15 protein-coding genes are annotated in these 18,898 nt (G+C 70.6%); 9 read left to right on the forward strand and 6 right to left on the reverse strand.

The features are described 5' to 3' along the window. Positions 1–9: 9 nt before the first annotated feature. From rpsR to rpsF, 3 genes are all read right to left on the reverse strand, one after another. Complete coding sequence (rpsR, locus tag ACGF12_RS01110; RefSeq protein ID WP_350515712.1) at positions 10–246, reverse strand: 30S ribosomal protein S18; 237 nt, start codon at positions 244–246, stop codon at positions 10–12. A 79-nt stretch (positions 247–325) separates the two neighbouring features. Beyond that, positions 326–928 carry a single-stranded DNA-binding protein gene (locus ACGF12_RS01115; protein ID WP_380608855.1) on the reverse strand — a complete coding sequence of 201 codons (603 nt, stop codon included), beginning with the start codon at positions 926–928 and terminating at the stop codon, positions 326–328. Positions 929–1,024: 96 nt separating this feature from the next. Beyond that, positions 1,025–1,315, reverse strand: a complete 291-nt coding sequence (rpsF, locus tag ACGF12_RS01120; protein ID WP_393023634.1) for a 30S ribosomal protein S6 — start codon at positions 1,313–1,315, stop codon at positions 1,025–1,027. A gap of 319 nt (positions 1,316–1,634) precedes the next feature. Here rpsF and ACGF12_RS01125 point away from each other — a divergent pair, with 319 nt between their 5' ends. From ACGF12_RS01125 to ACGF12_RS01135, 3 genes are all read left to right on the forward strand, one after another. After that, positions 1,635–1,934: a hypothetical protein gene (locus ACGF12_RS01125; RefSeq protein ID WP_393023636.1), complete on the forward strand. Its 300-nt coding sequence runs from the start codon at positions 1,635–1,637 to the stop codon at positions 1,932–1,934. Positions 1,935–2,103: 169 nt separating this feature from the next. Then, complete coding sequence (locus ACGF12_RS01130) at positions 2,104–3,222, forward strand: lipid II:glycine glycyltransferase FemX (RefSeq protein WP_393023639.1); 1,119 nt, start codon at positions 2,104–2,106, stop codon at positions 3,220–3,222. Positions 3,223–3,235: 13 nt separating this feature from the next. Further along, positions 3,236–4,270 (forward strand): alanine racemase, encoded by a 1,035-nt coding sequence (locus ACGF12_RS01135; RefSeq protein ID WP_393023642.1) that lies wholly within the window; start codon positions 3,236–3,238, stop codon positions 4,268–4,270. Positions 4,271–4,492: 222 nt separating this feature from the next. Here the strand turns inward: ACGF12_RS01135 and ACGF12_RS01140 are convergent, their stop codons facing one another. Together ACGF12_RS01140 and ACGF12_RS01145 are read right to left on the reverse strand one after the other, a co-directional pair. After that, the gene (locus ACGF12_RS01140) at positions 4,493–6,070 is read right to left on the reverse strand and encodes a glycosyltransferase family 87 protein (RefSeq protein ID WP_393023645.1); all 1,578 of its coding nucleotides are present in this window, start codon (positions 6,068–6,070) and stop codon (positions 4,493–4,495) included. Between the two features lie 172 nt (positions 6,071–6,242). Next, on the reverse strand, positions 6,243–8,714 hold the full coding sequence (locus ACGF12_RS01145) for a transglycosylase domain-containing protein (protein ID WP_393023647.1): 2,472 nt from the start codon (positions 8,712–8,714) through the stop codon (positions 6,243–6,245). A gap of 515 nt (positions 8,715–9,229) precedes the next feature. Here ACGF12_RS01145 and ACGF12_RS01150 point away from each other — a divergent pair. The 5 genes from ACGF12_RS01150 (at position 9,230) to ACGF12_RS01170 (ending at position 14,487) form a co-directional block, all read left to right on the forward strand. After that, the gene (locus ACGF12_RS01150) at positions 9,230–9,928 is read left to right on the forward strand and encodes a helix-turn-helix transcriptional regulator (RefSeq protein WP_387613269.1); all 699 of its coding nucleotides are present in this window, start codon (positions 9,230–9,232) and stop codon (positions 9,926–9,928) included. 127 nt (positions 9,929–10,055) lie between these two features. Then, the gene (locus ACGF12_RS01155; RefSeq protein ID WP_387613266.1) at positions 10,056–11,138 is read left to right on the forward strand and encodes an inositol-3-phosphate synthase; all 1,083 of its coding nucleotides are present in this window, start codon (positions 10,056–10,058) and stop codon (positions 11,136–11,138) included. Between the two features lie 140 nt (positions 11,139–11,278). Continuing rightward, positions 11,279–12,616, forward strand: a complete 1,338-nt coding sequence (locus ACGF12_RS01160; protein ID WP_393023651.1) for an MFS transporter — start codon at positions 11,279–11,281, stop codon at positions 12,614–12,616. Between the two features lie 195 nt (positions 12,617–12,811). Then, a complete protein-coding gene (locus ACGF12_RS01165; RefSeq protein ID WP_393023654.1) occupies positions 12,812–13,414 on the forward strand; it encodes a hypothetical protein in 603 nt (200 codons plus the stop codon). A 35-nt stretch (positions 13,415–13,449) separates the two neighbouring features. After that, on the forward strand, positions 13,450–14,487 hold the full coding sequence (locus tag ACGF12_RS01170) for a hypothetical protein (protein WP_393023656.1): 1,038 nt from the start codon (positions 13,450–13,452) through the stop codon (positions 14,485–14,487). 72 nt (positions 14,488–14,559) lie between these two features. Here the strand turns inward: ACGF12_RS01170 and ACGF12_RS01175 are convergent, their stop codons facing one another. Continuing rightward, a complete protein-coding gene (locus tag ACGF12_RS01175; protein ID WP_393023659.1) occupies positions 14,560–16,053 on the reverse strand; it encodes a CCA tRNA nucleotidyltransferase in 1,494 nt (497 codons plus the stop codon). A gap of 301 nt (positions 16,054–16,354) precedes the next feature. Between ACGF12_RS01175 and ACGF12_RS01180 the strand changes: the two genes are divergently transcribed. Continuing rightward, positions 16,355–18,859: a DUF6049 family protein gene (locus tag ACGF12_RS01180; protein ID WP_393023662.1), complete on the forward strand. Its 2,505-nt coding sequence runs from the start codon at positions 16,355–16,357 to the stop codon at positions 18,857–18,859. Positions 18,860–18,898: the final 39 nt, after the last annotated feature.

Genomic DNA, 18,898 nt, shown 5'->3' on the forward strand with positions numbered 1-18,898 from the left:
CACCCTCTCTTAGCGCGCGGTGCTGGTGTAGGGCAGCAGCGCCATCTCACGGCTGTTCTTCACGGCCGTGGCGACGTCACGCTGGTGCTGGGTGCAGTTGCCGGTGACCCGGCGGGCACGGATCTTGCCGCGGTCGGAGATGTACTTCCGCAGCAGGTTCGTGTCCTTGTAGTCAACGTAGTTGACCTTGTCCTTGCAGAAGGCGCAAACCTTCTTCTTAGGCTTGCGAGCAGGCGGCTTCGCCATGGTGTGCTCCATTTGGGGTTCACGACCCGACGGGCGTCCGGGGACGCCGACGGCCGGGCCGCACGAAATCTGTCAGCTCTTAGAACGGGGGCTCTTCCGAGAAGCCGCCACCGGACGGGGCGCCCCAGCCGCCGCCCTGGTTGCCGCCGGACGGGGCGCTGGACGCCCACGGGTCGTCGGAGGGGCCGGACTGGCCGCCGCCGGAGTTTCCACCCCAGCCGCCGCCGCCCTGCTGGCCGCCACCGCCGCCCCAACCGCCCTGGCCGCCACCCTGCTGGCCGCCGAAGCCGCCACCGGGACCACCGGGGCCACCGGACCGGTTGGCCCGGGTGACCTTCGCGGTCGCCGAGCGCAGGCTCGGGCCGACCTCGTCGACCTCGACCTCGAAGACCGTCCGCTTCTCGCCTTCCTTGGTCTCGTAAGACCGCTGGCGCAGTCGGCCCTGCACGATGACGCGCATGCCGCGCTGCAGCGACTCGGCCACGTTCTCCGCCGGCTGACGCCAGACGTTGCACGTGAGGAAGAGGCTCTCGCCGTCCTTCCACTCGTTCGTCTGACGGTCGAAGGTGCGGGGGGTGGACGCGATGCGGAACTTCGCGACCGCCGCACCCGACGGGGTGAAACGCAGCTCGGGGTCGTCGACGAGATTGCCGACGAGGGTGATGACGGTCTCGCCTGCCATGGTGGTGATGACCTCTCGGGAAGATGTCCGTTCACCGCTGTTTCACGTGAAACAGCGGACGCGAGCTACCCGAGACCCGAAGGCCTCAGAAGTGGCTCAGTGGTTGTCCGGGCGCAGGACCTTGGTCCGCAGAACCGACTCGCTCAGGCCCATCTGGCGGTCGAGCTCCTTGACGACCTCAGGCGTGGCCTTCAGGTCGATGACCGAGTAGATGCCCTCGGACTGCTTGTTGATCTCGTAAGCCAGACGGCGACGACCCCAGGTGTCGACCTTCTCCACCTTGCCGCCGCTGTTGCGGACGACAGTGAGGAAGTTCTCGATCAGGGGGGAGACAGCGCGCTCCTCGACCGAGGGGTCGAGGATGACCATCACCTCGTAGTGACGCATGAGTAACCCACCTCCTTTGGACTCAGCGGCCACGGTCTCTCCGTGGCAGGAGGGTTGTGCGTAGCGTCGGCACCGGAGCAGTGACGACTCCGGCCCACCGTAGCGGCCGGGTCCGACAGTCGGCCCCCGCTCACCCGAAAGAGGATGTCGCCCGGAAGAGGGCAGAAGGGGGCACAACTACACCAGTGCAGACGGCACAGCCTACCTGCACCCGGACGGCCGAACAAAACGCATAGGGGTTGTGAGAGCGACCCAACCGCCGCAATCTGGACGGAACGGGATTCCTGCCCGTTCGTCTCCACGCCAGGAGGTGGGACTCATGGCCCAGTCCGTCCACCGCATGCCCGCGCTCACGCTGAACACCGACGGCCACCCGCACCCCCGCGAGAACACCCTGGTGGCACTGACCGCCGTGCTGGGCGTGATCGCCTTCACCACCTCGTTCTTCCACAACCTGCACGTGCTGACCTCGTGGACCGGCCTGGCCGGGATCGTCACGGGGCTCTGGGGCATGTACGTCTCGGTCACCACCGCCGAGCGCTTCGTCCTGATGATCACGCTCGGCGCCTCCGCGATCGGCTTCTACCTCGGCATCGCCCGCGGCGGTCTGGTGGGCTGAGCCGGCGGGCCCACGGAACCCTCGGCGCCCCCGTCGCGTATCTGCAAGAAGACAGGTACGCGACGGGGGCGCCGTCGTGCCCGCAGCGGCGGGCCCCCGGACCCCGGACGATAGGGTCACCCCGAGAACCTGGGGCCACCGCAGCCCGACCGACGAGGAGCACCGAGCAATGAGCCTTCGCCTGAGGACGATCACCCGCGAGGAGCACCTCGCCTTCATCAGGAGCCGCGCCTCGGCCAGCCACATGCAGGTGCCGGCCTGGGGTGACGTGAAGGCCGAGTGGCGCTCCGAGTCGATCGGCTGGTTCGACGAGCACAACCAGCTGGTCGGTGCCGGCCTGGTGCTCTACCGCCAGCTGCCCAAGGTCAAGCGCTACCTCGCCTACCTGCCCGAGGGCCCGGTCATCGACTGGTTCGACCGCGACCTCGACCGCTGGCTCTCCCCGATGCTGGCGCACCTGAAGTCGCAGGGCGCGTTCTCGGTGAAGATGGGCCCGCCGGTGGTCATCCGCCGCTGGAACGCCCCCACCATCAAGGAGGCCATCGCCGGCAAGCAGGCCAAGCGCCTGCGCGACATCGAGGCCGACTGGTACGAGCCGCGCGCCTTCGAGGTGGCCGACCGACTGCGCAAGGCCGGCTGGCTGCAGGGCGAGGACGGCGGCGCCGGCTTCGGTGACGTCCAGCCGCGCTACGTGTACCAGGTGCCGCTGGCCAACCGCTCGCTGGACGACATCCAGAAGGGCTTCAACCAGCTCTGGCGTCGCAACATCAAGAAGGCCGAGAAGAGCGGCGTCGAGGTGGTCCAGGGCGGCTACGACGAGCTGCCGATCTTCCACCAGCTCTACCTGGTGACCGCCGAGCGCGACAAGTTCACCCCGCGCCCGCTGTCCTACTTCCAGCGGATGTGGAACGCCCTCAACGCCGAGGACCCGAACCGGATGCGGCTCTACATCGCCTACCACGAGGGCGAGCCGCTGGCCTCGACCACGATGCTGGTGGTCGGCGAGCACGTCTGGTACTCCTACGGCGCCTCGGCCAACCACAAGCGCGAGGTCAAGCCGTCCAACGCGATCCAGTGGCGGATGATGCGCGACGCCTACGCCCTCGGCGGCGGCGTGTACGACCTGCGCGGAATCAGTGACACCCTGGACGAGAACGACCACCTGTTCGGTCTGATCCAGTTCAAGGTCGGCACCGGCGGCCAGGCGGCGGAGTACCTCGGCGAGTGGGACTTCCCGCTGAACAAGCTGCTGCACAAGGCCCTCGACCTCTACATGTCCCGCCGCTGAGGAGGCTGCCCCGATGACGCTGTCGCTCTACCTCGACACCGAACGCTGGCGGACCCACCAGCGGTCCGTGCTGGCCGAGTTCCCCGGCCTGGTGCCGGTCGCCAAGGGGAACGGCTACGGCCTGGGCAACCACCGGCTGGCCGAGGAGGCGATGCAGCTCGGCACCGGGGTGCTGGCCGTCGGCACCGCCTACGAGGCGGCCGACGCCGCCGAGTGGTACGGCGGCGAGCTGCTGGTGCTCACCCCGTACCGGATCGGCGAGGAGGTGCTCCCGCTGCCGCACGCCCGGGTGATCCGGACGGTGGCCAGCGTGGACGCGCTGCGGGCGCTGCACGGCGCCCGAGTGGTGCTGGAGTGCATGACCACCATGCGCCGGCACGGCGTGAGCGCGGCCGACCTGCAGACGGTGGCCGGCGAGCTGGACGGGGTCTCCTTCGAGGGCCTGGCGCTGCACCTGCCGATGGACCGGCCGGACGGCTCCAGCCCGATCGAGGAGGTCGCGTACTGGGTGGACACCGCCAAGGCGGCCGGCATCCCGGTGCACACCGTCTTCGTCAGCCACCTCGGCGCGACCGGCATGGACCAGCTGACCCAGCGCTACCCGGGCACCGTCTTCCGGGCCCGGATCGGCACCCGGCTCTGGCTGGGCGACCACGCCGCGCTGGAGGTCCGGGCCACGGTGCTGGACGTCACCCCGCTGAAGAAGGGCGACCGCTACGGCTACCGCCAGCACCCGGCGCCCTCCGACGGCCACATCCTGGTGGTCGCCGGCGGCACCGCGCACGGCATCGGCCTGGAGGCGCCCAAGTACGTGGCGAGCATGGGTGCGCGCGCCAAGGGCATCGCCCGGGCCGGTCTGGCGACCGTCAACAAGACCAAGTCGCCGTTCCACTGGGCCGGCAAGCAGCTCTGGTTCGCCGAGCCGCCGCACATGCAGGTCTCGCTGCTGTTCCTGGACGGGGAGACCGTGCCCCCCGCGATCGGCGAGGAGCTGGGCCTCCAGGTCCGGCACACCACCACGCACTTCGACCGCGTGGTGGACCGCTGAGCGACGCCCCTTTTTTGGGGGGCTCGACTCACCTCCGGGCCGCTCCGGCCCGGTGCCGACGGTCGGCGCTACCCCCTCATCGGCGCTCGGCTCACCTCCGGGCCGCTCCGGCCCGGTGCCGACGGTCGGCGCTCCGGCGCTCGTGCCTCGCTGGTCGCTTCTCCCTTTCGGCACCGGCGCGGCCCTTCGGCTCGCTCGCGGCGTTACGGCTCGCTCGCGGCCTTACCGCTTCTCGGCCGGCTTCGGCAGTTCGGGCTCCTTGAGCCACTGTTCGGAGCCGGCCGGCGCGTAGGCGGCGTAGCTCTCCTCCTCGTGCAGCCGCCGGGCGGTGCCCAGCACGAACACGTCCGGGGCACGGTCGAGCACCCCGCCGGAGGGGTCGTCGCTGCCGTCCCAGCGGACCGGGTCGCGGTCCGCGTGCAGGGCGTCGCGGACCACCAGCACGACCAGGTAGAGCGTGCCGAGCAGGTGCAGCACGATCGCGAAGTGGTACCAGGGCTCGCCGATCCCGTGCTGCTTGGGCCCGGTCACGAAGCCCAGGTGGGACCAGATCCCCAGGGTGTACAGCACCTCGCAGGCCTGCCAGATCAGGATGTCCCGCCAGCGCGGCCGGGCCAGCGCCGCGAGCGGCAGCAGCCAGAGCGCGTACTGCGGCGAGTACACCTTGTTGACCAGCACGAACAGCGCGACCACCAGGAAGGCCAGCTGCGCGAGGCGCGGCCGGCGGGGCGCAGAGAGGCCCAGCCACGCTATGGCCGCGCAGCCCAGCACCATCAGCACCCCGATGTAGAGGTCGAGATCGGCCAGCCCGACGCCGCGGTTCTGCATCAGGATCAGCCAGAACGAGCCGTAGTCCTCGCCGCGGTGCTTGCTGAAGACGTAGAAGGTCGACCAGCCCTGCCAGTTGGCCAGCATGATCGGCAGGTTGACCACCAACCAGGCGCCCACCGCACCGCCCAGCATCACCCGGAACTCGCGCCACTTCCCGGCCCGCCAGCAGAGCACCAGCAGCGGGCCGATCAGCAGCAGCGGGTAGAGCTTGGCGGCGGTCGCCAGTCCGATGAACACCCCGGCCCAGCCCGGCCGGGAGCGCGCCCACCAGGCCATCGCCACGGCGGCCAGGGCGACCGCGAGCAGGTCCCAGTTGACCGTGCCGTTCAGCAGCAGGACGGGCGAGAGCCCGAACAGCAGGGCGTCCCAGGGGCGGCGGCGGTGGGTGCGCGAGAGCGCCACCACGGCGACCACCGCGCAGGCCATCAGCATCCCGGCGTTGATCGCCCAGAACCACTGCTCCTGGCTCTGCTGGTCGCCGCCGCCGGGCGTCAGCCAGGCCGCGACCTGCATGAACAGACCGGTCAGCACCGGGTACTCGAGGTACTGGAGGTCCCCCGAGCTGCCCGGGATGCGGTCCACGTACGGATGCAGCCCGGCCGCGAAGCCGCGCCCGGAGAACAGGTGCGGGATGTCGCTGTAACAGGCGTGGATGTACTGCGGCGACCCCGGCTGGAACCAGGCCTGCTGGTAGCAGGGCAGGTTGTGCACCATGCCGAGCGCCGAGACCACGATCACCACCAGCGCCAGGAAGCGCGCCGGGATCCACCAGGAGACGCCGAGCAGCGCCCGGCGGCCGGGCGGGCCGCCGAACACCTCGCTGCCGGCCGCCGCCACCCGGTCCTCGTCGGCCGGGACGACCACGGTGTTGGCCGGCGGCGCGGCCGTGGCGACGGCTGCCGGGGTGGGCCCTGCGGCGGCGCCGGGCCCGTGCGGGCCCGCGGTTTCGTCACGATCGCTCGACGTCATGCCGGACATCCTGCCGCACCGGATGCGCCGGGACGAGGAGGACCCCGCGGTGGCCCCGGCGGTACGGGTGGTACGCAGGGGGCGCGGGCGGCGAAAGATGACGAAACGGCGGTGGCGGCCCCCCGAGGAGGACCGCCACCGCCGTTTCAGCGTCTCACCGACCGGCCGTGCCCTACGGCGTGGCCGTACTGCTCGGAGTCGGCTTGCCGCCCCCGCCCGGCTTGCCGCCGCCACTGCTGCCACCGCCGCCGCCACCCGGCGGGTTGGTGTCGGTCGGCGTCGGTGTCGTGCAGCCCAACAGGCCGCAGGTGGGCGTCGGCGTCTTCGGCGGGTGGGGCGGGGCCTGGGTCGGCTGGCAGTCCACACCCGGCACGCAGCCCCCGCCCTGGGTGGGCTGCGGCGGCGGCGCCTGGGTCGGCTGAGCCTGGGTCGGCTGTGCCTGGGCCGACGGGGTCTCGGTCGCGGTCTGGGTCGGGGTCTGGGTCGGCGTGGCCGTGGCCGTGGACGGCGCACCGGAGGAGTCCACCTCGGTGCCGACCGGCTGCGGGTTCGGGAAGTCCATCTTCTTCTCGTTGGCCAGCGCGGCCTTCATGTACCGGGTGAAGACGTCCGTCGGGATGTCACCACCGTGGATGGACTCCTTGCCGCCGGTGCCGTTCAGCGAGAGCCGGTCGTGCTTGTTCGGGTCCTCGCGCCACATCGCGACGCTGGTCACCAGCTGCGGGGTGTAGCCGACCCACCAGGCCGACTTGTTCTGGTCGGTGGTACCGGTCTTGCCGGCCACCGGGCGGCCCAGCGTGTTGGTCTTGGTACCGGTACCGTTCTTCGCCACGTTCACCAGCACGTCGGTGACGTTGTCGGCGACGGCCGGCTCCAGGGCGACCTTGGTGTCCTTCTTGCCGAAGCCCGGGCGCTCCTTGCCGTCCACCTCGACCTTGGTGGCCGAGTAGGGCTCGGCCTCCTTGCCGCTGGCCGCGAGGGTGCCGTAGGCGGTGGCCATCCGGATCGGGCTGATGGTGGAGGTGCCGAGCGGGAAGGTCGGGGTCTTCGGGTCGGCCAGGCTGTCCTTCTTGATGCCCATCTGCACCGCGATGTCGGCCACGTTCTGGCCGCCGACGTCCTGGTTCAGCTGGACGAAGGGCACGTTGTACGAGAACTGCATGGCCTGGCGCAGCGAGACGTAGCCGCGCTTGCCGGCGTCCTCGTTCTTCTGCCGGTACGGCTTGCCGTCGTCGCCGATCACCAGCGAGCCGTCCGGCTTGCGGATCTCGGACAGGTCGTCGGAGAGGTAGCGGCTGTCCGCGTTGATCCGCTTCGGCTTGCCGTCGTCGCCCTTCGCGGTCTGCACGCCGACCTGCATCGCGGTGGCCAGCACGAAGGGCTTGAAGGTCGAACCGACCTGGACGCCCGTCGCGTTGGCGTTGTTGTCGAAGTGGCCGTTCTCCACGCCGTCACCGCCGTAGAGGGCGACGATCGCACCGTCGCCGGGGCGGATGCTGGCCGAGCCGAACTGGATGAAGGTGTCGTTGTCGGGGCGCTTCTGCGGGTTGAGGTTCTCCGCCTTGACGTCGTCGACCGCCTTCTTCAGGGCGTCGACCTTGTCCTTCTCGAAGGTGGTGTAGATCTTCAGGCCGCCCTTGTCGATCATCTGCTGGGTGATCGACTTGTCGGTGGACATCACGTACTGGTTGACGGTGTCGACCAGGTAGCTGACCTCACCGTTCATGTTGGAGCTGGGCTTCTGCTGGATCGGCTCGGGGAACGTGGTGCACTTGGCACGCTCCTCCGGGGTGGTGTTGTGGGTGATCACCATCCGGTCCAGGATCCACTTCCAGCGCTCCACGGCGCGGTCGTGGTTGGCCGGCGACTTGGAGGGGTCGTAGTAGTTCGCGCCCTTCAGCAGTCCGGCCAGCATGGCGCTCTGGCAGAGGTTCAGGTCCTTGGCGTTGACGCCGTAGTACGCCTGGGCGGCGGCCTGCGCGCCGTTGGCGTTGCGGCCGAACCAGCTGGTGTTGAGGTAGCCCTTGAGGATCTCGTCCTTGCTCGTCTGCTGATTGATCTTCAGCGTGATGAAGAACTCCTTCAGCTTGCGGCTGAGGGTCTGCTCCTGGCTCAGGTAGGCGTTCTTGACGTACTGCTGGGTGATCGTCGAGGCGCCCTGGGTCTCCCCGCCCTTCGCCATGTTGTAGACGGCGCGCAGCATGCCCTTGGGGTCGATGCCGCTGTCGGTGCGGAAGGTCTCGTTCTCCGCCGAGATGACGGCGTTCTGCAGGTTGGGGCTGATGTCGCTGAGCTCGACGATCTGGCGGTTGGTGTCGCCCTTGCGGGTCATCTCACTGCCGTCGGCCCAGTAGTAGATCGTGTTCTGTTCCTTCACCAGGTCCTTGAGCTGCGGGACCGTCGTGGTCTGGTAGAGGTAGAACACGATGCCGACGCCGGTGGCGAAGAAGAGCAGGAAGGCGCTCAGCCACTGCTTCCAGGACGGCAGCCAGCGCCGGACGCCGGTCTTGCCCCACCGGGGGTAGTCGATGAAGCGCTTCTTGCCGGGGCCGGCGGCCGCGGCGGCGGAAGCGGCCGCGGCATCCCGTCGGCCGCCCCCCTTGCCCTTCTTCTGCGCGGCCTTGCGCATCTCGGCACGGCCCATCCGGGGCTGCTGAGCAGTCTCCCGGACGCCGGGCGGGCGTCGACGGCCGAGCCCTTCCGAGCTCAGCTCGTCGGGACCGGGTCCACCCCGACGGCCACCGCCTCCCGGGGGCTGCTGCCCGTCACCGCCCGGGTTGGGCGTCCTTCGCCGTCGCTCGCTCATGTTCCAGCCACTCCTCGCCAGGCCTGTCCAGCCTGAAGGCAGGGTTCACGTCCGATGCCCGGACCGCCCTAACCCCGGAGGTTGGTCCTCGTGCACACGCGACAGCGTACGCAGCACGAAATGGCAACTAATCGGGCATCAGCCGTCAATTACCGCAAAACGGCGACAGATCATTACACGCCCGTTGCCAACCCCACCCGCGCGTCGGCTTGTGATCACATTCACGCGTGCCCCCCTTGCCCGTTCCGAGGGCCGGGTTTACTGTTCTCGATATATCGAGCCGATACATCGAAGCGGTATACCGCCAGATGCAGCGGCCGGGACGAAGGTCGAGAGGGAGGAGAACGACGGCAGTGGGCAGGCGCTCAGGAGTGCTGGAGTTCGCCGTTCTCGGCCTGCTCCATGACGCCCCGATGCACGGCTACGAACTGCGCAAGCGGCTCAACATCCTGCTCGGAGCGCTGCGGGCACTCTCCTACGGAACGCTCTACCCGTGCCTGAAGAGCCTGGTCGCCCAGGGTTTCCTGGTCGAGGACAACCCGGACGTCGAGTACGTCCCGGCCACCGCGCTCAACGGCAAGCGGTCGAAGATCGTCTACCGGCTCTCCCCCGAGGGCAAGCAGCGCTTCGAGGAGCTGCTCGCCGACTCCGGCCCCGACGCGTGGGAGGACGAGCGGTTCGGCGTCCACTTCGCGTTCTTCGGCCAGACCGACCGGGCGGTCCGGATGCGCGTCCTGGAAGGTCGCCGGAGCCGGCTGGAGGAGCGTCTGGAGCGGATGCGCAGCTCGCTGGCCCGGGCCCGCGAACGGTTCGACGACTACACCGTCGAACTCCAGCGGCACGGACTGGAGTCGGTGGAACGCGAGGTCCGGTGGCTCAACGAGCTGATCGAGACCGAGCGGGCCAACCGCACCGGCCGGACCGGGCCCGCCACCGGCGGCACCGCCGCCGGACCCCACCAGACTTCGGACGGCCGTGGCCAGGAGACCGGGTCCCCGGACCCGTCCGGGCCACCGTACGACCGCCCGGGGCGCTCCGCCCAGGAGCGCTGACACCGCGTCAGCCCTGTGCCACGCGGCAGGAGAGGGCGCCTCGCGCCCGGACAAGCAGTCATCGAAGAAGCAGGACGAGTACCGCCGATTTCGGCGGTACTCATGAGATCACAGGGAGCAACCGGAAATGGGTTCGGTTCGCGTAGCCATCGTCGGCGTGGGCAACTGCGCCGCCTCGCTGGTGCAGGGTGTCGAGTACTACAAGGACGCCGACCCGGCCGGCAAGGTCCCCGGGCTGATGCACGTCCAGTTCGGTGACTACCACGTCCGTGACGTGGAGTTCGTCGCCGCGTTCGACGTCGACGCCAAGAAGGTCGGCTTCGACCTGGCCGACGCCATCGGCAACAGCGAGAACAACACCATCAAGATCTGCGACGTGCCGCCGACCGGCGTGACCGTCCAGCGCGGCCACACCCTCGACGGCCTGGGCAAGTACTACCTGGAGACCATCGAGGAGTCGGACGAGGCCCCGGTCGACGTCGTCCAGGTCCTCAAGGACAAGCAGGTCGACGTCCTGGTCTGCTACCTGCCCGTCGGTTCCGAGCAGGCGGCCAAGTTCTACGCCCAGTGCGCCATCGACGCCAAGGTCGCCTTCGTGAACGCCCTGCCGGTGTTCATCGCGGGCACCAAGGAGTGGGCGGACAAGTTCACCGAGGCCGGCGTGCCGATCGTCGGTGACGACATCAAGTCCCAGGTCGGCGCCACCATCACGCACCGCGTGATGGCCAAGCTGTTCGAGGACCGCGGTGTCATCCTCGAGCGCACCATGCAGCTGAACGTCGGCGGCAACATGGACTTCAAGAACATGCTCGAGCGCGAGCGCCTGGAGTCCAAGAAGATCTCCAAGACCCAGGCCGTCACCTCGCAGATCCGCGACCGCGAGCTGGGCGCCAAGAACGTCCACATCGGTCCGTCGGACTACGTGGCCTGGCTGGACGACCGCAAGTGGGCGTACGTCCGCCTGGAGGGTCGCGCGTTCGGTGACGTCCCGCTGAACCTGGAGTACAAGCTCGAGGTCTGGGACTCCCCGAACTCCGCCGGTGTCATCATCGACGCCGTGCGCGCCGCGAAGATCGCCAAGGACCGCGGCATCGGCGGCCCGATCCTGTCGGCCTCCTCGTACTTCATGAAGTCCCCGCCGGTCCAGTACTTCGACGACGAGGCCAAGGAGAACGTCGAGAAGTTCATCCGCGGCGAGGTCGAGCGCTGAGCACTGAGCGCTGAGCCGACGACTCGTCGTCGCTCATAGCTCCCCGGAAGGGCCCACGATCACCGGATCGTGGGCCCTTCACCATTTCGCGGCCAATGTTTCACGTGAAACGGTGCCCGGTTCCATGGCACCCTGGGCGGGTGGCGATCACCGAGAACGGCAGCACACACCAGTCCGCGCACCGTGCCACGCTCCTCGGTCTGCTCCGCGGTCGGGACTTCCGACGGCTGCTGACCGCCCGGGTGCTCTCCCAGCTCTCGGACGGCGTCTTCCAGGTCTCGCTCGCCGCCTACGTGGTCTTCTCCCCCGAGAAGCAGTCCTCCCCCACCGACATCGCCTCGGTGCTGGCCGTGATGCTGCTGCCGTTCTCGGTGATCGGCCCGTTCGCCGGGGTGCTGCTGGACCGCTGGCGCCGCCGCCAGGTGCTCTACTTCGGCAACCTGGCCCGCTTCGGGCTGGGCCTGGGCACCGGCGCACTGCTCCTGGTCCAGGCCCCGACCTGGTTGTTCTTCGCCTCCGCGCTGCTGGTCACCGCGCTCAACCGGTTCATCCTGGCCGGCCTGTCCGCGGCCCTGCCCCGGGTGGTGGAGCAGGACCACCTGGTCACCGCCAACGCCCTGTCCCCCACCCTCGGGACGGTCGCCGCCGCCTCGGGCGGGGGGATCGGCTTCCTGCTGCACCAGGTGATGACCCCCGGGCCGCGGGCGGACGCCGCGCTGGTCACGGTCGCCTCGCTGCTCTACCTGTCGGCCGCGCTGGCCGCCCGCCGGATGGACCGCGACCTGCTCGGCCCGGAGAAGCACGGCGACCACCCGGCGCTCAGCCAGGCGCTGGTGCGGGCCGCCGTCGAACTCGGCGCCGCCCTGCGCCACCTGCGGCGGGACTGCCGGAGCGCCGTCCACGCGCTGGCCGCCGTCACCGCGGCCCGGTTCTGCTACGGCGTGCTGATCGTGGTCGTGGTGATGCTCGCCCGGTACACCTTCAACGACCCGGCCGACAGCGCGGCCGGGCTGGCCACCCTCGGCCAGGCGGTCGGCTTGTCGGCCGCCGGATTCTTCGTCGCCGCCGTGGTCAGCCCCTGGTGCACCCGGCGACTGGGCCTGACCGGCTGGATGACGGTCTGCCTGCTCGCCCCCGTCGTCTTCGTCCCCGCGCTGGGCCTGTTCTTCGCCCCGGTGCCCTGCCTGATCGCCGCGCTGCTGCTCGGGGTGGTCACCCAGGGAACCAAGATCTGCGCCGACACCGTGGTCCAGGAGTCGGTCGAGGACGAGTACCGCGGCCGGGTCTTCGCCATCTACGACGTGCTGTTCAACGTCGCCTTCGTGGCCGCCGCCATGGTCACCGCCCTGGTGCTGCCGCTGTCCGGCCGGTCGGTCGGGGTGGTCGTCGGGGTCGCGGCGGTGTACGCGTTCACCGCGGTGCTCTACCTGCGGGCCGCGCGCCGCTCCGGTCCGCTGCCCGGCGACCGGCACTCCTGAAACCGCGCCGCCGAAGGCCCCGGTGCGGCGAACCACCGCGCCCGGCAACCGCGTTGTCCGAAACCGCGCTGTCCCGGAATGGAAACCGCCTGGTCCCGAAACCCCTTGTGGGCTCCGGACGGATTGCGTCCGACCCAGTCGCTAGGGTACGTAGACCTGTCGGAGCGACAGCGCTTGGTCTCGGGGGACGAACTGATGAGCACACCGCCCGGCCCGTACGGGCCGCCACCACCCACGCCGGCGGCCCCGGCCGGCTTCGGGCCGCCCCCGCCGGCCTACGGGCAGGCGCCGTACACCCAGCCCCCGTACGGGCAGGCACCGTACGCCCAGACCCCGTACGGGCAACAGCCCTACGCCCAGCACCCGTACGCCCAGGCTCCCTACGGGCAGCCGCAGCCACAGCCCGCCCCCGCTCCCTCGGCGTCCCCCGCCGAACGCAGCCTCCGGTCCAAAGTGCGAATCGCCGTTGGGGCCGTCTGCGCCGCCGGGCTGGCCGTGGCCTACTTCGTGGTCGGCCCGAGCGTCAGCAGCGCCAAGGTCGGCGACTGCGTCCGGGTGAGCGGCCACAGCGATGTCGAAATCGTCAAGTGCAGTGACTCCAAGGCGAATTACAAGGTGCTGGCGAAGTTCACCGGCACCACCGACGTGAACCGCTGCCAGCAGACGCCGCAAACCACCCGCGCCGTCTACGGCAAGACCGGCCGCCGCTGGAACACCAAGCGGTACGTGCTCTGCCTCGGTTCGCTGGCCCCCACCGCACCCAGCACCACCGGCTACCCGCCGGTGAAGAAGTCCTGAACTCGTCCACCACCACCCTTCTCCGGGGGGACCACTTGTCCGTTCCGCCTCCGCCCCAGATGCCGTTCGGCCCACCGCCGGGCGACGGCAACCCGTACTCCGGCGGCAGCCCGTACGGCGCGCCGCCCCCGCCGACCGCGGGCCCGCCCGGGTACGGCTACCCGAGCGCCCCGCCGCCGGAGCCGCCGTACGACGCCCAGCCGCCCGGCTACGGCTACGGATACCCGCCGCCGGCCCCGATGGACGGCCAGACCTGCCGCTTCTGCGGCGGCTACCCGGCGGTGAGCGCCACCGTCCGCGGCCACCAGGGCCTGGTCCTGGCCTACCGGATGCTGCGGATGCACGGTCCGTTCTGCCGCACCTGCGGGACGGCCACCGTGCGCGACATGTCCGCCCGGACCCTGGTCCAGGGCTGGTGGAGCCCGGCGTCGCTGATCCTGGCACCGATCACGCTGCTGCTGAACCTCGGCGCCAACGGCCGGATCAAGCGGCTGCCGCCGCCGATGCCGGGCACCCACGGGCCGCAGCTCGACCCGGGTGTCCCGCTGGGCCGGCGGCCGCACATGGCGATGCTGCTGCTGCCGGTCTCCCTGGTCGTCACCGTGATCCTGGCCGCCACCGGCGTGCTCGGCCCGAAGGACGACAACAACAACGCGAACCCGGGACCGACGCCGGCACCGATCACCTTCTCGCCGTCGCCGCTGCCGATGCCCACCTACAGCCCGCCGCCCTTCCCCTCGCCGACCTTCACCCTGCCGCCGCTGCCGAGCATCACCCTGCCGCCGGTCACCACGCCCACCCCGACCGACTCGACGGACGGCCCGGACGACGCCAAGATCGGCGACTGCCTGCGCAACGAGAACGGCACCAGCGAGACCACCGACAGCCACCCGAAGGTCAGCGTGCTGCCCTGCACCGACTCCAAGGCGCAGTACAAGGTGGTGTACAAGTACTTCGCCACTTCCGACCAGAAGGTCTGCGGGAAGCAGCCGAAGGCGGACAGCTGGTACACCAGCAAGCACCCCAGCCTCCCGGCCCTGGACTACGTGCTCTGCCTCAAGCAGCTCAAGTAACCGGCGCCGGTACGACCGCGAGGGGTGGCCCCGGCCGAGTGCCGGGACCACCCCTCGCGTCGTGACCGGACGTCAGCCCTGCTGCTCGGCCCACCAGGCCCGCAGCGCCGCGACCGCCTCGTCGTGCTCCATCGGGCCGTGCTCCAGCCGCAGTTCGAGCATGTGCTTGTACGCCTTGCCGACCAGCGGACCGGGCTTGACGCCGAGCAGCTCCATGATCTGGTTGCCGTCCAGCGCCGGGCGGACGGCGTCCAGCTCCTCCTGCGCCTTCAGCTCGGAGATCCGCTGTTCCAGGCCGTCGTAGGTGCGCGACAGCGCGGCGGCCTTCTTGCGGTTGCGGGTGGTGCAGTCCGAGCGGGTCAGCTTGTGCAGTCGCTCCAGCAGCGGCCCGGCGTCGGTCACGTAACGGCGCACCGCGGAGTCGGTCCACTCGCCGCCGCCGTAGCCGTGGAAGCGCAGGTGCAGCTCGACCAGGCGCGAGACGTCCTCGGTGAGCTCCTTGGAGTACTTCAGCTCGCGCATCCGCTTGCGGGTCATCTTGGCGCCGACCACCTCGTGGTGGTGGAAGGAGACCCGGCCGTCCAGCTCGAAGCGGCGGGTGCGCGGCTTGCCGATGTCGTGCAGCAGCGCGGCCAGCCGCAGGGCGAGGTCCGGGCCGTCCTGCTCCAGGGCGATGGCCTGCTCCAGGACGGTCAGCGAGTGCTCGTAGACGTCCTTGTGCCGGTGGTGCTCGTCACGCTCCAGCCGCAGCGCGGGCAGCTCCGGCAGCACGTACCCGGCCAGCCCGGTGTCGACCAGCAGCCGCAGGCCCTTCACCGGGTACTTGGCCAGCAGCAGCTTGTTCAGCTCGGCCTGGACCCGCTCGGCCGAGACGATGGCGATCCGCTCGGCCATCTCCGTCATCGCGGCGACCACCTCGGGCGCCGGGTCGAAGTCCAGCTGGGCGGCGAAGCGGGCGGCCCGCATCATCCGCAGCGGGTCGTCGGAGAAGGACTCCTCGGGGGTGGCGGGGGTGCGCAGCACCCGGGCCTCCAGGTCGTCCAGGCCGTGGTGCGGGTCGACGAAGCCGCGACCGGGCAGGTCGACGGCCATCGCGTTGACCGTGAAGTCCCGGCGGACCAGGTCCTCCTCGATGGTGTCGCCGTAGGTCACCTCGGGCTTGCGCGAGGTGCGGTCGTAGGCCTCGGAGCGGTAGGTGGTGATCTCGATCAGGAAGGAGCCCTCGGCGGTGTCCTTGCGGGCGCCGACCGTGCCGAAGGCGATGCCGACGTCCCAGACCGCGTCCGCCCAGCCCTTGACCAGCTTGAGCACCTGCTGCGGGCGGGCGTCGGTGGTGAAGTCCAGGTCGTTGCCGAGCCGGCCGAGCAGCGCGTCCCGCACCGAGCCGCCGACCAGCGCAAGCCGGTGACCGGCCGCCTGGAACCGGCGGGCGATCTCGTCGGCGACCGGCGACACCCGCAGCAGCTCTTGCAGCCCCAGGGTCTGGGCCTCGCTCAGGCCTGGGACGACCTGGACGGCGGTGCTGGAACGATCGGTGCGCGCGTTGGGCTCATTGGCAGTGGACACGGCTCACAAGGGTACGTGCCCCGACAGGTCAACCGCCCGCGCGTTTTGGGCGTCTCACCCCACAGCCCGCAACACTGCACGCCTGGCTGGATCGTTACCATGCCGGTGGACGAGTCTCGCGCACCGGAACCGGGGATGCGGTGTCGCGTGCCGCCACCGCCGACGGAACCCTCCGCGGCAGCAGTGCGGCGAACGGCGTCAGGCGAAGAACGTCGAGCGGGGAACGTCCGGCGGCAGCGCCGGGCGGACAGCATCAGCATCAGCAGCGAGCGATCGATCGAGAACGGCGAGGGCGAAGCGAGTGAGTGAGCCGGCACGGCACTCGGGCCTGGGGGCGCACCGACAGCCTGGACGGGCCGCGGGCCCCGCCGAACGTCCCGCGGAACGCGCCACCGACGGACGGAGCCGGGGCCACCGCGCCCGCCGCTTCGCCGCCGCCTGCGCGGCCGCCCTGACCCTGTTCACGGCCGCCCCGGCCGTGGCGCTGCCGACCGGCGGCGACATCCGCCCGGCGGCCGACGCCACGACCACCGCGGAGTACCCGGTGGCGCTGACCATCGAGACGGTGGCCCCGCAGGTCGCCGCCCCGAACGGCACCGTGAGCATCAGCGGGCACGTCACCAACGCCGGCAAGTCGGCGCTCAAGGGCGCCCACGCGGCGATCCGCAGGCCGGCCTCCAGCAAGCCGCTGCAGCGGCGCAGCGAGCTGCAGCTGGTGGCCACCCGCAACGCGCCCGGCAGCGCCGACGGCGTGGAGCTGGACAGCCCGCAGTACGCCCTGCCGGAGCTGAACCCGGGCCAGAGCCAGCCGTACACCCTGAGCGTCGCGGTGAGCGACCTCGGGCTGTCCGACAGCGGCGTCTACGAGCTCGCGGTGGACGCCTGGGGCGCGACCGCCGACAACCCGCGCGACCGGGCCCTGGGCATCGCCCGCAGCTTCCTGCCGTACAGCCAGGGCGGCACCGAGGCCCAGCCGACGAAGATCACCACGCTCTGGCCGCTGGTGCACGCCCCGGTGCTGGCCGCGCAGACCGTCTCCGACAACGAGCAGACCGTCCCGGTGCTGCGCGACGACAGCCTGGCCGCCGAGTTCGCGCCGGGCGGCCGGCTGTACGAGCTGGTGGACACCGGCTCCAAGCTGTCCAGCCTGACCTGGGTGGTCGACCCGGACCTGCTGGACGCCGCGTTCGCGATGACCAACAAGCAGTACCGGGTGCAGAAGCCGGGCACGGATCCGGGCAAGCCGGCCAGGGACGACAACACCGTCCCGGGCACCGGCTCGACCGCCGCCACGGCCTGGCTGGACAAGCTGCGCGCGGCTGTCGCCAAGCAGGGCAGCCAGGTGGTCGCGCTGCCGTACGCCGACCCGGACCTCGCCTCGATCGCGCACAACGGCGCCGACCTGACCGGGATGGGCACCGCCCTGAACAAGGCGGCCACCGCCGGCCGGCTGACCGTCGAGGGCCGGCTGTCCGTGGACACCCGCTCGGACGTCGCCTGGCCCTACCAGGGCTACCTCGACCAGCAGATCGCCGGCATCGCCCGGCAGGCCGGCGACGGGCTGGTGCTGGTCAACGGCGCGAGCATGCCGGAGCCGGACTCGGTGAACTACACCCCGACCGCGGTGCGCCCGATCGGCAACGGACAGAACGCCCTGGTCGCCGACGACACGGTCTCCTCGCTCCTCCAGAAGGACCTGACCAGCCCCAAGGACCAGACCGAGGCGACCCAGCGCTTCCTGGCCGAGACCTACACGATCACCCACGAGCAGCCGCAGAACCAGCGCGGACTGCTGGTCATGCCGCCGCGCGAGCTGTCCGCCGCCACCGCCAAGGTGCTGGCCGGCGCGCTGCAGACGGCGACCGACAAGTGGCTGACCCCGGTGAAGCTGGACACGCTCGCCCAGTCCGCACCGGACCCGAAGGCCAACACCGCCGTCCCCTCGCCCGCCGACTACCCGACCCAGGCCCGGGCCACCGAGCTGTCGGCCGCCGACCTGAGCACCACCGACGAGATCCAGCAGAAGCTGGACATCCTGATGCGGGTGCTCACCCTGCCGCAGCGGGTGCGCGGCCCGTTCAGCGCCGCCATGGTCCGCTCGCTCTCCACCGAGTGGCGGCCCCAGGGCCCGGCCGGCAGCACCTACCGCGACAGTGTCAAGAAGTACCTGGACGACCTCACCGGCGCCGTCAAGGTGCCGGACAAGAAGGTGGTCACCCTGGCCGGGAACACCGGCCTGCTGCAGGTCAGCGTGAAGAACGACCTCACCCAGACGGTCACCAACCTGAAGCTGGTGCTCAGCTCGAACCAGCAGAACAGGGTGTGGGTGGGCAAGGCGGAGGACCTGGTCATCCCGGCCTCGCAGAGCGTCACCCTGCGCTTCCCGGCCGAGGCGCGCAACAACGGCCCGGTCACCATGACCGCCCAGCTGTACACCACCGGCCCCAACCCGCAGAAGTACGGCGAGGCCAAGACGTTCCGGGTCGAGGTCACCTCGGTGACCAACGGGGTGCTGTACGTCTTCGCCGGCGCCGGCGTCCTGCTGCTGCTGGCCGCACTGCGCTTCGTCCGCCAGCGCAAGCGCCGCGGCGGGCAGCCCCACCAGGACGGCGACCAGCCGGTCGGGGACGGCCCCGCGACGGACGGCACCGGGGACGCCGCCGAAGCGGAGCCGGAGGCCCCGGAGGAGGGCCCGGAAGAGGGCCCGGCGGACGACTCCGCCGGTGACGGTCCCGCGCAGACACCACGCGCCAGCAGCCCGGATGGCCGGGATCGGACCGCCAGTGATGAGAAGGTTGGTCCTTGATACCGCCGACCCCCCGTAACGCCGGGCCGGCCTCCCCCC

The sequence above is a fragment of the Kitasatospora sp. NPDC048296 genome (genome assembly GCF_043201815.1).
GTDB lineage: Bacteria > Actinomycetota > Actinomycetes > Streptomycetales > Streptomycetaceae > Kitasatospora.